The 14,037-nt window shown below is 41.1% G+C and carries 15 protein-coding genes and 1 other annotated feature; of the genes, 1 reads left to right on the top strand and 14 read right to left on the bottom strand.

From position 1 onward, the window contains the following. Positions 1 to 150: 150 nt before the first annotated feature. From frr to RU93_RS00520, 5 genes are all read right to left on the bottom strand, one after another. The gene (gene frr / locus RU93_RS00540; protein ID WP_071873661.1) at positions 151 to 708 is read right to left on the bottom strand and encodes a ribosome recycling factor; all 558 of its coding nucleotides are present in this window, start codon (positions 706 to 708) and stop codon (positions 151 to 153) included. A 2-nt stretch (positions 709 to 710) separates the two neighbouring features. Further along, the gene (gene pyrH, locus RU93_RS00535) at positions 711 to 1,433 is read right to left on the bottom strand and encodes a UMP kinase (protein WP_071873660.1); all 723 of its coding nucleotides are present in this window, start codon (positions 1,431 to 1,433) and stop codon (positions 711 to 713) included. Between the two features lie 128 nt (positions 1,434 to 1,561). Continuing rightward, positions 1,562 to 2,443, bottom strand: a complete 882-nt coding sequence (tsf, locus tag RU93_RS00530) for a translation elongation factor Ts (RefSeq protein ID WP_071873659.1) — start codon at positions 2,441 to 2,443, stop codon at positions 1,562 to 1,564. A gap of 119 nt (positions 2,444 to 2,562) precedes the next feature. Further along, on the bottom strand, positions 2,563 to 3,354 hold the full coding sequence (gene rpsB / locus RU93_RS00525) for a 30S ribosomal protein S2 (RefSeq protein WP_071873658.1): 792 nt from the start codon (positions 3,352 to 3,354) through the stop codon (positions 2,563 to 2,565). 240 nt (positions 3,355 to 3,594) lie between these two features. Further along, the gene (locus RU93_RS00520) at positions 3,595 to 4,536 is read right to left on the bottom strand and encodes an AEC family transporter (protein WP_071873657.1); all 942 of its coding nucleotides are present in this window, start codon (positions 4,534 to 4,536) and stop codon (positions 3,595 to 3,597) included. Positions 4,537 to 4,701: 165 nt separating this feature from the next. Between RU93_RS00520 and RU93_RS00515 the strand changes: the two genes are divergently transcribed. Further along, the gene (locus tag RU93_RS00515; protein ID WP_071873656.1) at positions 4,702 to 5,163 is read left to right on the top strand and encodes an arginine repressor; all 462 of its coding nucleotides are present in this window, start codon (positions 4,702 to 4,704) and stop codon (positions 5,161 to 5,163) included. 91 nt (positions 5,164 to 5,254) lie between these two features. Here the strand turns inward: RU93_RS00515 and RU93_RS12010 are convergent, their stop codons facing one another. The 9 genes from RU93_RS12010 to galE all read right to left on the bottom strand — a co-directional run bounded on the left by RU93_RS12010 (position 5,255) and on the right by galE (position 14,031). Next, the gene (locus tag RU93_RS12010; RefSeq protein ID WP_169818069.1) at positions 5,255 to 5,413 is read right to left on the bottom strand and encodes a hypothetical protein; all 159 of its coding nucleotides are present in this window, start codon (positions 5,411 to 5,413) and stop codon (positions 5,255 to 5,257) included. A 166-nt stretch (positions 5,414 to 5,579) separates the two neighbouring features. Beyond that, positions 5,580 to 7,271 (bottom strand): arginine--tRNA ligase, encoded by a 1,692-nt coding sequence (argS, locus tag RU93_RS00510; RefSeq protein WP_071873655.1) that lies wholly within the window; start codon positions 7,269 to 7,271, stop codon positions 5,580 to 5,582. 51 nt (positions 7,272 to 7,322) lie between these two features. Next, positions 7,323 to 7,515: a binding site (T-box leader), on the bottom strand. Between the two features lie 64 nt (positions 7,516 to 7,579). Then, positions 7,580 to 8,605 (bottom strand): tRNA (adenosine(37)-N6)-threonylcarbamoyltransferase complex transferase subunit TsaD, encoded by a 1,026-nt coding sequence (gene tsaD, locus RU93_RS00505; RefSeq protein ID WP_071873654.1) that lies wholly within the window; start codon positions 8,603 to 8,605, stop codon positions 7,580 to 7,582. Next, positions 8,602 to 9,072: a ribosomal protein S18-alanine N-acetyltransferase gene (gene rimI / locus RU93_RS00500; protein ID WP_071873653.1), complete on the bottom strand. Its 471-nt coding sequence runs from the start codon at positions 9,070 to 9,072 to the stop codon at positions 8,602 to 8,604. The genes tsaD and rimI (RU93_RS00500) overlap by 4 nt, the downstream gene beginning before the upstream one ends. Continuing rightward, positions 9,066 to 9,605 (bottom strand): ribosomal protein S18-alanine N-acetyltransferase, encoded by a 540-nt coding sequence (gene rimI, locus RU93_RS00495; protein WP_071873652.1) that lies wholly within the window; start codon positions 9,603 to 9,605, stop codon positions 9,066 to 9,068. The genes rimI (RU93_RS00500) and rimI (RU93_RS00495) overlap by 7 nt, the downstream gene beginning before the upstream one ends. Further along, a complete protein-coding gene (gene tsaB / locus RU93_RS00490; protein ID WP_071873651.1) occupies positions 9,589 to 10,305 on the bottom strand; it encodes a tRNA (adenosine(37)-N6)-threonylcarbamoyltransferase complex dimerization subunit type 1 TsaB in 717 nt (238 codons plus the stop codon). The genes rimI (RU93_RS00495) and tsaB overlap by 17 nt, the downstream gene beginning before the upstream one ends. Before the next feature lie 235 nt (positions 10,306 to 10,540). Beyond that, positions 10,541 to 11,527 (bottom strand): LacI family DNA-binding transcriptional regulator, encoded by a 987-nt coding sequence (locus RU93_RS00485; protein ID WP_071873650.1) that lies wholly within the window; start codon positions 11,525 to 11,527, stop codon positions 10,541 to 10,543. Positions 11,528 to 11,548: 21 nt separating this feature from the next. After that, entirely contained in the window at positions 11,549 to 13,030 is a 1,482-nt protein-coding gene (gene galT, locus RU93_RS00480) for a UDP-glucose--hexose-1-phosphate uridylyltransferase (protein ID WP_071873649.1), read from the bottom strand. An 11-nt stretch (positions 13,031 to 13,041) separates the two neighbouring features. Further along, positions 13,042 to 14,031 (bottom strand): UDP-glucose 4-epimerase GalE, encoded by a 990-nt coding sequence (galE, locus tag RU93_RS00475; RefSeq protein ID WP_071873648.1) that lies wholly within the window; start codon positions 14,029 to 14,031, stop codon positions 13,042 to 13,044. Positions 14,032 to 14,037: the final 6 nt, after the last annotated feature.

The following is a 14,037-nucleotide window of genomic DNA, read 5'->3' as shown; positions in this document are numbered from 1 at the left end:
CCTACGAAAAATGCAAAGTTCCTATGGATTTTACCTTTTCGCTTACCTTTTAGAAGGCGATTTTGCACAATTTTAATGAATCATGTGACAAAAAAAGAGTTGATAACAAGCACAAATGCCGTTCATCAACTCTTTTATTCATCTTTTTGCTTAGATATCTAATAGCTCTTTTTCTTTTTCAGCAGCAATCGCATCTAATTTTTTCACAAATTCATCTGTCAACGCTTGTACATCTTTTTCGTATACTTTTAATTCGTCTTCAGAAATTTCACTTGCTTTTTCTTGTTTTTTGAAAGCATCAATGGCATCACGACGGGCACTACGAACACCGACTTTTGCATTTTCAGCAATTTTTTTCACTTCTTTAGCTAATTCTTTCCGACGTTCTTCTGTTAATTGCGGAAGCACTAAACGGATAACGGAACCATCATTTGATGGATTGATTCCTAAGTCTGACGCAAGAATTGCTTTTTCAATTTCACCTAAAATTGTTTTGTCAAATGGTGTAATCATTAACACACGCGCTTCTGGAATAGTGATAGAAGCCATTTGATTTAATGGTGTTGGTGCACCATAGTAAACAACAGAGATACGATCTAATAAACTAGCATTCGCACGACCTGCACGAATTTGACCAAGTTCGCGTTGTAAACCGTCTGCTGATTTTTGCATTTTTGCTTTTGTTTCAGTTAAAATTGCATTTGCCATGATTATTTCCCCCTTACGGTTGTTCCAATATTTTCTCCCATAATTGCTCGTTGAATGTTTCCTGGTTCGTTTAAGTTGAAGACAACTAACGGAATATCGTTATCCATACTTAATGAACTTGCCGTTGAATCCATGACTTGTAAGCCTTTAGCAATTACATCTAAATGAGTTAACTCATCAAATTTCACTGCTTTTGCATCGAGTTTTGGATCAGCAGAGTAAACGCCATCGACATTATTTTTAGCCATTAGGATGACATCGGCATTAATTTCAGCGGCTCTTAAGGCTGCCGTTGTATCTGTTGAGAAGTACGGATTCCCTGTTCCACCTGCGAAGATAACAACGCGACCTTTTTCAAGATGGCGTTCAGCACGACGACGAATGTAAGGTTCAGCAATTTGACGCATTTCAATTGATGTTTGAACACGCGTTGGAACGCCTGCATTTTCTAAGGTATCTTGAAGTGCTAAAGCATTCATTACGGTTGCTAACATGCCCATATAATCGGCTTGTGCACGTTCCATCCCCATTTGAGCACCGATTTGTCCACGCCAAATGTTACCACCACCGACAACAATCGCCAACTCTACACCTAAATCATGAACTGCTTTTAATTCTTTGACAAATTCTTGAATGGTTGGCGGGTTGATGCCAAATCCTTCGTTTCCAGCTAAAGCTTCACCGCTTAATTTTAAAATAACGCGTTGGTATTTTGGTTTTGACATAATAATTCCTCCGTAAATTCTCTAGTCCTATTGTAGCACAATCGCCCGTAGATATCAGTTATTTTGTAAATTTCCCTAAAAAAAGGGAGCGCATAAATATGCGTTCCCGATCTATTCAAATTCAAAAATTATTTTTTGATTTGGCTCATTACTTCTTCCGCAAAGTTTTCTTCACGTTTTTCGATACCTTCGCCAACTTCAAAACGGACAAATGATTTCACAGTTGCGCCTTTAGCTGCAACATATTTTGCCACTGTTGTATCTGGATCTTTAACGAATGGTTGGTCAACTAATGAAATTTCAGCTTTAAATTTGCTTAAGCGGCCGATAACCATTTTTTCAACGATATTCGCTGGTTTACCTTCGTTTAATGCTTGTTCTGTTAAGATATTTTTTTCGTGCTCTAATTCAGCAGCAGGAATTTGAGATTCGTCAACATAACGAGGGTTGATCGCTGCCACGTGCATTGCAACGTCTTTTGCGACTGCTTCGTCGTTTGTTCCTTCTAAAACAGCTAATACTGCAATACGTCCGCCCATATGTAAGTAGCCACCAAATGCATCTGCATCTGTTTTTTCGATTACTTCAAAGCGACGGAAGTTAATTCTTTCGCCGATAACTTGGTTTGCTTCGATTAATGTTTCAGCAACTGTTCCTTTTGATGCTGGTAAAGCCATCGCTGCATCCATATCAGCAGGTTTGTGCTCTGCCACGATTGTTGCTAATTCTTGAACTAAATCTTGGAACATTTCGTTTTTCGCAACGAAGTCTGTTTCTGAGTTTACTTCAACGATTGCTGCAGTGTTACCGTTAGTTGCCACAGCTGCTAATCCTTCAGCTGCAATACGGTCGCTCTTGCTACCAGCTTTTGCCATGCCTTTTTCACGTAAAAAGTCGATTGCTTTTTCCATGTCGCCTTCTACGGCTACTAATGCTTTTTTCGCGTCCATCATACCAACGCCTGTTTTATCACGTAATTCTTTTACTAATTTAGCTGCAATTTGAGTCATGTTCTCATTTCCTCCTGAATGGTTAGTATTATATTATTAGCGCTTGTTTAAAAAAAGCTGTTTCAAAGGTTTTTAAAGGCTGGACGCCTAGCCTCTGAAACAGCTCGCTTCGTTACGAATTACTCAGCTGAAGCGTTGTTTCCTTCAACTACATCAACAATTTCTTCAATTGAAGTTGCAGTTTCAACAGTTGCTTCAGTTGCAAAATCTTCTGCAACCACTTCGTCTTGACCTTGGTTTGCTTCGATAAATGCATCAGCCATTTTTGCAGTGATTAATTTAACTGCACGAATTGCATCGTCATTTGAAGGGATAACTACGTCGATCTCATCTGGATCACAGTTAGTATCAACCATCGCTACGATTGGGATATTAAGTTTGCGCGCTTCTTGAATTGCAATACGCTCTTTACGGGGGTCAACCACGTACATTACGTCTGGAATTCTAGGCATATCAGCGATTCCACCTAAGAATTTTTCTAAGCGGTCACGTTCTTTGTTTAAGCCAGCAACTTCTTTTTTAGGAAGTAATTCGAAAGTTCCGTCTTCTTCCATTTTGTTGATTGATTTTAAGCGTGAAATACGTTTTTGGATTGTTTCCCAGTTAGTCAACGTTCCGCCTAACCAACGGTGGTTAACGAAGTATTGACCTGAACGGATCGCTTCTTCTTTGATTGCTTCTTGAGCTTGTTTTTTAGTACCTACGAAAAGCGCGATTCCGCCTTCGTCTGCAACGTTTTTCATGTATTCGTAAGCTGCATCAACTAATTTAACTGTTTTTTGTAAATCGATGATGTAGATTCCGTTTCTTTCTGTGAAGATATATTTCTTCATTTTTGGGTTCCAGCGACGAGTTTGGTGACCAAAGTGTACACCAGCTTCTAGTAACTGTTTCATTGAGATTACTGCCATTGTTTGTTGCCTCCATTTGGTTTTTGTATTTCCTCTTAGCTGTTTCAACTCTCAATAGAACTGAAAAATTCAGCACCACTATTGAAATCACAGATAATGTGGATTCAGTCAAGGCTCTTGATGAGCACTCAACCTTTAATAGTATAACTACTTTCATTGAAAATTACAAGTGATTTACTTATTTTTTTAATGCGTATTCCATTTTCGGGATTTTTCAGCTGTCGTTTCCCTTGATGTTCGTTAATAAATCACTTGTAGTAACACCAAAATCACAAAAAGATAGCCCACGATCGAATAAACTAAACTACTTGTCGCAAATGTTTCATCTGCTCCATAACCTTTTGCCAAAATCGGCATCGAGTTTTGTACAGGCATCGCGGATTGTAAAATAAAGACGTTGAGCATAAGTGTTGGCACGGGGATTACTTTGGATAATAAAATAATCACGAGTGGACTAACGAGGTAACGACCAACCAGAACGCCTATCGTATCTTTGTCTAACGTTAAATTTTTAAGGCCGGTTTGATAAATAATAATGCCGATCACAAATAACGATAAGGGCGTTGTGAGCTGACTTAGATAATGCGCAAAGTCGCGCAGTGGCGCCGCTAAAGGGATTTCTAACAACATCCAACATAAGCCAATAAAAAAACCAAGTAACGCCGGAGAGAGTAACTTTCGAACGATAAAACGAAACGAAAATGACGGGGGCGTGTGATGTGCAGTTAAATTATCGCGCTGAATCAAGTAGATTCCGATTGTAAAAAAGAACGTCGTATTACAAATATAATAAAGGAGTGCATAGGGAATCGCTTTTTCCCCAAAGACGGCAATATTCACGGGCAATCCCATAAAAATCGTATTGGAAGCTGTAAACATCACCTTAAAAGCCCCTTGTCGCCCGATTGGGACTCTGATGAGTTTCGCATAACCAATACTGATCAAATAGGTAATCACAATTGATAATGCCGGTAATAAAATCCCGCGAAATAATTCTAAAAATTCGGCTTTCGTAAACCGTTCTGTCATATTCAAAAACATGTTCAATGGTAAGGCAATATTCAAAACCAATTTGGAAAAAACGTCGGCAATATGGTTGTCAAACCATTTTCGCCACGTGAGCACATAACCCACGAGCATCACCGCAAAAATCACTAAAATATTTAAGTATGCTTCTAACAAACCCTGCCTCCTCTTCCTTTTTGTTCTATTCTATCATGCTTTTACGGGTGTTACCACGACTTGGGTCATCAAAAATACGCCTTTATTCCTTCAACGAATTATTTCTAGGAATTATGAATCATTTTTGATATGATAGAGGCGAATCTAACCGAAGGAGGAACCCACTTGAAAAAAAGTGAACGCCATGCCATTATTGAACATTTAATTCGTACCCATGTGATTCATACGCAAGAAGAGTTACTCGCACTTTTAAAAGAAAATGGCGTAACTGCGACCCAAGCCACGATTTCGCGCGATATTCGTGATCTTAAAATCGTCAAATCCATTGACGCGTCAGGTCGAGCTTCTTTTCAACAACTTCAATCAGAATCACCTGACGTCCAATCCGAAACGCAACATCTCAGTCAATTAACCCAAGATGTGGTGACTAAGATCGACCGGGTACAATTCATGACCATTTTACATACGATTCCCAATAACGCGCCGATCTTAGCTGCGGCCATCGACGAAGTGACGATGAAAGAAAAAGTCTGTACCTTAGCAGGATTTGATACTGTCGCTGTTATCTCGCCGGATGAAGCATCCGCAATTATTCTCGAAACATTTTTTAAACAGAATCTTAACTAAAAATGCGCCACCACAAAGACCGCTCAAAGATTCTTGACATACTAAAACAGCTCGTCTCTTTCAATTTGATCGAGGCGAGCTGTTTTGGTGATTAGTAAGAGAAGTCCGCTAGTACATTTTGATGTTTGAGTATGCGACTACTACGTATATGTCGATAATCGGTGGCATAACACAACGCCTCACGATACGTCCGAAACTGTTTTTGTTTCGTCCCATCTGCAATTGTCATCGCAATCACTAAATAAATCATCCGCTCCCCACATTCCCTTCTGACAACCTTACGTTTAACATCGATTCATAGGCTGTTACTCTCCTTATCGTCCGAATGCAGTCGGATTCAAGAGACGAAGCCAAAAAAACGCCCCACTTCTTGCATCTTGTGCAAGAAATGGAACGAATGCGAATTACTTGGGTGCTTACATTTTTTCTGGTGCGTGTAAACCAAGAAGACGTAAATCTTCTTTTAATAAGACCGTCACCGCATAAACTAACGCTAGACGTGCTTCTTTTTCTTGGTCATCGACTAAGATTTTGGTATTTGCATAGTATTTATTAAAGACTTGTGCCAATTTAATCGCATGTTTGGCAATGACAGATGGTTCGTATTTTTCAGCCGCTTGTAAAATGACTTCTGGATAACGTTGAATGTGTTTCAAGACTTCCCAGCTACCTTCATCGTTTAAGCGATATTCTTTTGCTTCATCCAATTGGAAGTCCGCTTTCGTTAAAATACTCATCGCCCGTGCATGTGCGTATTGAACGTATGGTCCGGTTTCGCCTTCAAAACGAACGACTTCTTCTAAGGTAAAGTCAAAGCTATTCAAACGATCATTTTTCAAGTCGTGGAAAATAACGGCACCAACACCAACTTGTCTTGCGACTTCTTCTTTGTTTTCTAAATCAGGATTTTTTTCACTGATTTGTTTATTCGCTAACGCAATCGCTTCATTCAAGACTTCTTCTAATAAGACAATTTTCCCTTGACGCGTAGACAATTTCTTGCCGTCTTTTGTGATTAAGCCAAATGGGATGTGGTGCATATCGTTTGACCAGTCAAAGCCCATCTCAAGTAAAACGGCTTTTAGTTGTTTAAAGTGATAGCTTTGCTCATTTCCCACTACATAAAGTGATTTGGCAAATTGATACGTGCGCTTACGGTATAACGCCGCTGCCATATCACGCGTAATGTATAACGTTGCCCCATCGGATTTACGGATTAATGCTGGATTTAAATCATAACTTGTTAAATCAACAATTTCCGCTCCTTGACTCATCGATAATAAGTGTTTTTCTTCTAATAGTTCCACCACTTCATCCATTTTGTCGTTATAAAAAGCTTCGCCATTCAATGAATCAAACGAGACTTCTAACATATCGTAGATTTTATTAAACTCTTTCATAGACTCGTCACGGAACCATTTCCACAAACGCATCGCTTCGGCTTCGCCTTCTTCAAGTTGTTTGAACCAAGCACGTGCTTCGTCATTTAACGCGTCATTTTCTTCCGCTTCTTCATGGAAACGCACGTATAATTTCAATAATTCGGCAATCGGTTCTTGTTGGAGCGCTTCTTCACTACCCCATTTTTTGTACGCCACAATCAGTTTTCCAAATTGGGTACCCCAGTCGCCTAAGTGGTTGATGCGAATCGGTTGGTAGCCAATTTTTTCTAAAATAAAACCAATCGAGTTCCCAATCACAGTCGAACGTAAATGCCCCATTGAAATCGGTTTGGCAATGTTGGGTGAAGACATATCAATTGGTACAGCGCCTTGATTGCCAATTGAAGCATCGCCATAATGATTTTTTTCTTTAATCACTTGTCCTAAAACGGCTTGTGTCACGGCGCCTTTATCCATAAAGAAGTTTAAGTACGGACCGACCACTTCAATTTTCTCAAAATTCGCACCGTCGATTTTTTCCGCTAAGTCTTGGGCAATTTGTTGTGGTGCTTTGCGATAAGCTTTTGCTAAACCAAATGCCGGAAAAGCGACGTCCCCATGGTCAACTGATTTTGGTGTTTCTAAAAATCGTAAAATTTGTTCAAGTGTTAGATCCTCTTTTACAACGTCATAGATTGCTTTTGCAACAATGTTTTGATTATTCATTTATCTTCCTCCTATAAAATAATAATAAAAAAATCCCTAGTGTTAAAAAACACTAGAGACGAGATTTCCCGCGGTACCACTCTGTTTGTTCGACAATCGAACCGACTTTATCTGATAACGGTAGATACCGTTTGCTAAGCAAATATTCTCAAGTGCGCTTCGCTTTTTCTTCTTTATTCGGCTTCCACCTTCCCGAACTCGCTTGAAAATCGTAAAAAGTTACTCTTCTTGATTAGACAATCATTCATTTAATTTTTTAATCAGATGAATTATAACAAATTTCTCCTGATTTAGCTAGTGAATATCCACTAAGCCTGTACTTTATTTGGAAAGACTAAACTCGGATTGGCATTTAAATCCATTTGAGCGAAGTGTTTTTTCCTTAATTCCACGTGAGCTGCCGCACCAATCATCGCGGCATTGTCTCCACATAACGCAAATGGCGGAAAAATTAATTGAACGTCGGGCAAAGATTTTGCCACCGCTTCGTGTAATCCACTGCGCAGTCCTTGATTAGCTGCGACGCCTCCTGCCACAATCAATTGTTTCACCGGATAATTTTTGCACGCGCGAATGGTTTTAGCGACTAATACATCCACCACACTCGCTTGAAAACTCGCGGCTAAATTTTCTAACACGAGTTCTTCCTCTCGTTGTTGCGCGTTATGCACTAAATTAATGAACGAACTCTTCAAACCACTAAAACTAAAATCGAAATTGTCTTCATGGATCATCGCACGAGGAAACGCATACGTGTCTTCTCCTTGATGCGCCAATTGGTCGATTTCTTTCCCACTTGGATAACGCAACCCGAGCACACGTCCGACTTTATCGTACGCTTCACCCGCCGCATCATCACGTGTTTCACCGATAATTTCAAAAGAGCCGTCTTCTGCCATGTAGACAAGTTCCGTGTGACCGCCACTGACTAACAGTGCCATTAACGGGAAGGTCAACGGTTCGACAAAACGCGCGGCATAAATATGACCCGCCATATGATTCACAGGAATTAACGGCAATTGGTGCGCCCAAGCAAAGGCTTTAGCCGCGGCCACGCCAATGAGTAACGCCCCCACGAGTCCTGGTCCTTGTGTCACCGCAACAGCTGTTAATTCAGCGGGCACAACTTGAGCTGTTTTCAACGCTTCTTCAATACATAACGTCATTTCTTCCACGTGATGACGACTCGCCACTTCCGGTACTACACCGCCAAAACGCTGGTGACTCTTAATTTGCGAGGCTACAATGTTACTTAAAATAATCGATCCTTCTTCAATGACCGCCACACTTGTTTCGTCACAACTACTTTCAATTGCTAAAATTAATTCTCTCATTTAGTTTTTATTTCCCTCAATTCTTTCCGCATGATTAGCGCATCTTCAACCGGATGATGATAGTAGTCTTTCCGGCGATAAATCGTTACAAATCCATTTTTTTCATATAATCGCTTGGCTGCTTGATTCGACTGGCGCACTTCTAAAAAAACCGCTACAACTTCCGTGCGTTGTCCTTCTTCAAGTAGCCCTATCAGTAACTGCTGGCCAATCCCTTGCCCTTTTCTATCAGGTGCGACAGCGACGTGCATGATCTCGATTTCATCAAAGAGTTGATGAAACCCCACAAAACCAGCTAGGCGATCGTCCTCTAATGTGAAGATCAAATACTGACTCCATTCATTTTGCAAATCGGCTAAAAATTGCCCGACCTGCCAAGGTGAACCATTGGGGTAACTTTGCTCGGCAAGCTCATACAACGCTTGGGCCAATTCTTCCAAACGATAATCTGTTTTTCTTTTTAACATAAATATTTCACCATATCAATCGCATCTTCATTGTTTTCATTATAATAATTTGGCAAGACCCGGCGCGAAACATAGCCTAAACGCCGATACAACCGTTGCGCATCGCTATTACTTTTACGCACTTCTAGCGACATTGTTTGACAGCGATGGCTTTTTGCGAATATTTCCGCCTCTTGTAATAAAAAGGCGCCAAGTCCCCAACCTTGAAATTTCGGGATAATGGCAATATTCGTAATGTGTCCATCTTCTAAAAAAAGTCGAACTCCCATAAAGCCAATCACTTTTTCCTCGTGAACGACTCCTAAATACAGGTGCGTATAACGCGAATAAAGTTCGGATAAGAACCCACTACGCGTCCATGGCGTTTGACCATCATACGTCAAACGTTGCACTGCTAGTAACTCTTTAATATCCCCTAATTCAAGTTCGCGAATCAAGAACCGTTCTTGCTTAATTTCCAGCCATTGCGGGGTATATTGTAAAGGGGCGTTTGGTAAAAAGAGTGAGCGAAACCAATTACATTTTTTCCACATACCTTTCGTCTCCTACTTCGTTGGTTTCCAACCACTTCTCCTCTGCTTCCACGAGTTTCAAATAAGCAGGTGAAAAACCATGACTATTTTCGACTTTCTTTTCGGTGGCACCTAATAAAGCTAAGACAATCCCATTTGGATAATTCCATTCAACAACCGAGTTAATCGCTGTTTCTCCAAAGGCATTGGCAATTTCGGATTGAAAAACTTGAGTGTCTTCTCCGACAAAATAGACCGCTTGACCGTTTAATTTTTCGAATAAGTCGACTAACGAGAGATGTTGATCTGGCAACACGTTGATTAACTCTCCAGCTTGCCACTGATACGCTCCAGCATAAACGTTTTGGCGACGCGCATTAAAGATTGGGACAATCCACTCTTTACGTCCGCGGCAATTCGCTGCGAGCACTTTTAAACTCGAAACGCCGACAAGCTCGCATGCTAAAGTGGCGGCTAACGTTTTGGCAGTCGTCACGCCAATGCGCAATCCGGTATAAGATCCTGGACCTTGCGCGACCACAATCCGGTCAAAATCACTTGGTTGCAATCCGACTTGTTCGACGAGCGAGACGACTGCAGGCATCAAGGTGACGCTATGATTTTTATTAATCGTGGTTTGTAGTTGTCCGAGTACTTGTTGGTCTTCTGTCACTCCAATAGCTAATGTTTGATTGGAGGTGTCCATTGCTAATATTTTCATGTATTTATTCCCTACCTTCACAGATTCCAATCTATTTTACCACAAAACAAAAAAGAGCAACAGTTTGGATGTATTGGCTTTTTTGAAAGTGTTCAAACCTGCCTGAGCGTGTCGATAAATGAGACGAAGATCAAGCAACCCTACGCGAAATAGTTCAACCAAAAAAACAGGAGCCACCATTTGGCAACACCCAACTTTTCGTGGGCATTGCCAAATAGTAGACTCCTCAATTATTTTATGAATCACGGGTCGATTCACGTAGGATCAATTCTGTTCCGACGGTAATTTTGCGAGGAACAGGGGCTTTTTCTTGAATCAACTCTAAAATCGTTGACACCGCCAGTTCACCCATCCATTCGGTATAGACTTTCACCGTCGTGAGCGCAGGTGTCACATATTTGGCCACACTGACATCATTAAACCCAATCACGGAAATATCTTCCGGAATCCGTAAGCCGTGACCTTGAATCGCACGCATCGCCCCGATTGCCAAGGCATCACTTGAAGCAAAGAACGCAGTCGGATAATCCGTATGGCTTTCCAAATACGTCTTCATCGCGGTATAACCACCCTCAATGGTAAAAGCGCCTTGTAGATGATCTGCTTCGTTGTATAACTTCAAGCGCGTCAGGTATTCCCGAAAGACTAAAAAGCGTGGATCATCAATTTCATGGCGACTCCCCTTCGTGTACTCCATCCCCGAAAGAATCCCAATCCGTTCGTGCTTTTCCTTAATGAACTGATCGATAATCAATTGAACCCCTTGCGAAAAATCAACGACTAAGGAATTAATCCCAAGTGATAAGCCGTCAAAGTCGACAAAAAGCAATTCTTCATTTAACTTTTTGAGCTGTTTCATTTGTGCTTGATCGAATTTCCCGACGGCAATTGTCCCTTGAGTTTCCGTATCAGAGAGTTCACTCATTTGTTCTTTGATTAGACGGATATTTAATTCTTCCGCGCGTTTTTCGATCCCTAAGCGAATCGCTAAATAATACAAATCCGCCAACTCTTCTTCACTGTCATACCACTGGACGAGTCGTAACACCGCTGATTCTCGGCGTTTATTTTTATGTTTCGTATAATTTAATACTTCAGCAATCTCAAACACTTTTTGTTCCGTTTCTTTACTCACAGAGAGATCAGGGTCATAATTTAAGACACGAGAAACGGTTGCGGGCGACACACCCGCTTTTTGTGCAATATCTTTAATTGTTGCCATGGTCTCTCCTTTCTTTGTTGACTATAACTGCGTCACAAATGCATTAAAGGCTGCTTGCCCTTTTTCGTCGCGTTTAAAGACACCAGCATGCTCTAAGACTTGTTTGAAAATCAAGCCAACTTCTTGTTGGACAATCGCTTGGACATTTTCAGCCGTTACGTGATGCGCAGCTTTCATGTTCTCCGCCCACGGCAAGTGATAGTCAGCAATTTCGTTTGCTTCATTGATTAAATATTTTTCGACTTCAACTAATTCTTTTTCAAGTCGTGGCGGTAAAACAGCCAAGCCCATGACTTCGATTAAGCCGATGTTTTCTTTTTTAATATGTTGCACTTCTTGATGCGGATGGAAAATCCCATCTGGATGTTCTGCTGAAACATTATTGTCCCGTAACACCAAATCGATTTCAAATAACTCGCCGCGACGTCGTGCAATCGGTGTAACCGTGTGATGCGGCGTCCCGTCTGGGCTAAAAGCAACAATTTCTAGTTCTGGAACCGAGTACGTTTGCCAACTTACTAAAATCCGTTCAGAGGCATCGACAATCGCTTTTTTATCGGCACTTTGCAAACGGATAACCGACATTGGCCATTTGACAATCCCAGCTGAAACTTGAGGGAAATCAGCCATGTCAAAGGTCGTTTCAATCGGTGCTTTTGCCATCGCAAATTCATACCGTCCACCTTGATAGTGATCGTGGGATAAAATCGATCCACCGACTATCGGTAAATCCGCATTTGACCCTGCAAAATAATGCGGTAAGACATCGACAATTTTAACCAAGCGTTCAAAACTGCTCCGTTCAATTTTCATTGGACGGTGTTCTTCTGATAAGAAAATACAATGCTCATTGTAATACGCATAAGGAGAATACTGGAAGCCCCATGACTCACCATCTAAATTCATGCGAATAATGCGATGATTCGTACGCGCTGGATAATTCGAACGCCCGAGGTACCCTTCATTTTCCATACATAGCATACATTTTGGATAGTCAACCGCCACGACTTGTTTTTGAGCCGCAATTTCTTTTGGATCTTTTTCGGGTTTGGACAAATTAATCGTAATGTCTAACGCGCCATACTCCGTGTCAATTGGAAAGACAATATTTTTGGCGATACCCCGTGTTTTGATGTAGTCATTGCGCTGACATAATTCAAAAAAGTAATCCGTTGCAGTCGCAGGACTCGTCTCATAGTGTTGTGCAAAAAAAGCATTCACAACTGAAGGCGGTGGCGTTAAGAAATCCATTAATTGCCCTTCTAAAATCTCGGTTTCCGCTAAAGTTTCCCCAATCACTTGATTGGCTTTTGCTTTGGCTACGAGCTGATCCATCAACGTAATCGGTTTTTCAGTAACCGGGCGCACTTCAGTTTCCGTCAGGGCGACTTCCCCGATTAATCCTAAGATGCGATTTTGTAAATAAAGACGATCCATCTCCATCCAGCCACCAGACTGAATCGCGCAAGTGGTAAAATCAACAATCATTTGACTGACATTCATTGCATACTCTCCTAGTCTTGATAACCATTTGGATGGCTCACATGCCAATTCCACGCAGTTTCAATAATTTTTTTGACGTCTGTATATTCTGGTTCCCAACCTAAGACTGTCTTCGCTTTTTCACTTGAGGCAACTAAAGAAGCCGGATCTCCCGCACGTCTTGGTGCTACTTTTGCCGCGATTTCTTTGCCAGTCACTTCACGGGCAGCATCTAACATTTCTTTCACCGAATAGCCATTATTACTTCCAAGGTTAAAGACATTGCTGTCATTCCCCGCTTTTAAGTATTCCAATGCTAAAATATGCGCTGCAATTAAATCTTCAACATGGACATAATCACGAATACACGTCCCGTCTGGCGTCGCGTAGTCGTCTCCAAAAATCGCTAACGATTCTCGTTGCCCTAATGCAACTTGTAAAATAATCGGCACTAAATGACTTTCCGGCGTATGATCTTCACCGATTGAAGCATCGCGTTTTGCTCCTGCAACGTTAAAGTAACGCAGAGCCACATACTTCATTCCGTACGCGCCATCACACCACTTCATCATTTTTTCCATTGCTAACTTGCTCTCGCCATACGGATTTTTAGGATTCGTTGGCGTTTGTTCCGTAATCGGACTTTCTTTTGGCTCGCCGTATGTGGCAGCTGTAGAAGAAAAGACGATATGTTTCACGTCATGTTCTTGCATCACTTCTAGTAAAATTTGCATGCCATACACATTATTATTAAAGTACATTAACGGTTTTTCAACGGATTCTCCCACTAAAGAACTCGCCGCAAAATGCATCACACCGTCAATGTCCTCTTTATCAAAAACCGTTGTTAAAAATTCTTTATCCCGCACATCACCTTTATAAAAAACAGCTTTCGGATGAATCGCTTGCTCATGACCGGTTAATAAATTATCAACCACGACCACCTCGTACCCTTTATTCACTAATTGATCGACTGCATGAGAACCGATATAACCGGCTCCTCCTAAGACTAAAATTGACATCTTATT

It is taken from the genome of Enterococcus aquimarinus, from assembly GCF_001885765.1.
Classification (GTDB): Bacteria; Bacillota; Bacilli; order Lactobacillales; family Enterococcaceae; genus Enterococcus_I; species Enterococcus_I aquimarinus.
The sequence above is the reverse complement of the archived record's forward strand: the minus strand, read 5'-3'. Positions and strand labels throughout refer to the sequence as shown.

Bases quoted from the DNA above. Each gene is read 5' to 3' on its own strand.
- frr (WP_071873661.1), bottom strand. From the start codon at position 708: ATGGCAAATGCAATTTTAACTGAAACAAAAGCAAAAATGCAAAAATCA.
- pyrH (WP_071873660.1), bottom strand. From the start codon at position 1,433: ATGTCAAAACCAAAATACCAACGCGTTATTTTAAAATTAAGCGGTGAA.
- tsf (WP_071873659.1), bottom strand. From the start codon at position 2,443: ATGACTCAAATTGCAGCTAAATTAGTAAAAGAATTACGTGATAAAACA.
- rpsB (WP_071873658.1), bottom strand. From the start codon at position 3,354: ATGGCAGTAATCTCAATGAAACAGTTACTAGAAGCTGGTGTACACTTT.
- RU93_RS12010 (WP_169818069.1), bottom strand. From the start codon at position 5,413: ATGATTTATTTAGTGATTGCGATGACAATTGCAGATGGGACGAAACAA.
- argS (WP_071873655.1), bottom strand. From the start codon at position 7,271: ATGAATAATCAAAACATTGTTGCAAAAGCAATCTATGACGTTGTAAAA.
- tsaD (WP_071873654.1), bottom strand. From the start codon at position 8,605: ATGAGAGAATTAATTTTAGCAATTGAAAGTAGTTGTGACGAAACAAGT.
- rimI (WP_071873653.1), bottom strand. From the start codon at position 9,072: ATGTTAAAAAGAAAAACAGATTATCGTTTGGAAGAATTGGCCCAAGCG.
- rimI (WP_071873652.1), bottom strand. From the start codon at position 9,605: ATGTGGAAAAAATGTAATTGGTTTCGCTCACTCTTTTTACCAAACGCC.
- tsaB (WP_071873651.1), bottom strand. From the start codon at position 10,305: ATGAAAATATTAGCAATGGACACCTCCAATCAAACATTAGCTATTGGA.
- RU93_RS00485 (WP_071873650.1), bottom strand. From the start codon at position 11,527: ATGGCAACAATTAAAGATATTGCACAAAAAGCGGGTGTGTCGCCCGCA.
- galT (WP_071873649.1), bottom strand. From the start codon at position 13,030: ATGAATGTCAGTCAAATGATTGTTGATTTTACCACTTGCGCGATTCAG.
- galE (WP_071873648.1), bottom strand. From the start codon at position 14,031: ATGTCAATTTTAGTCTTAGGAGGAGCCGGTTATATCGGTTCTCATGCA.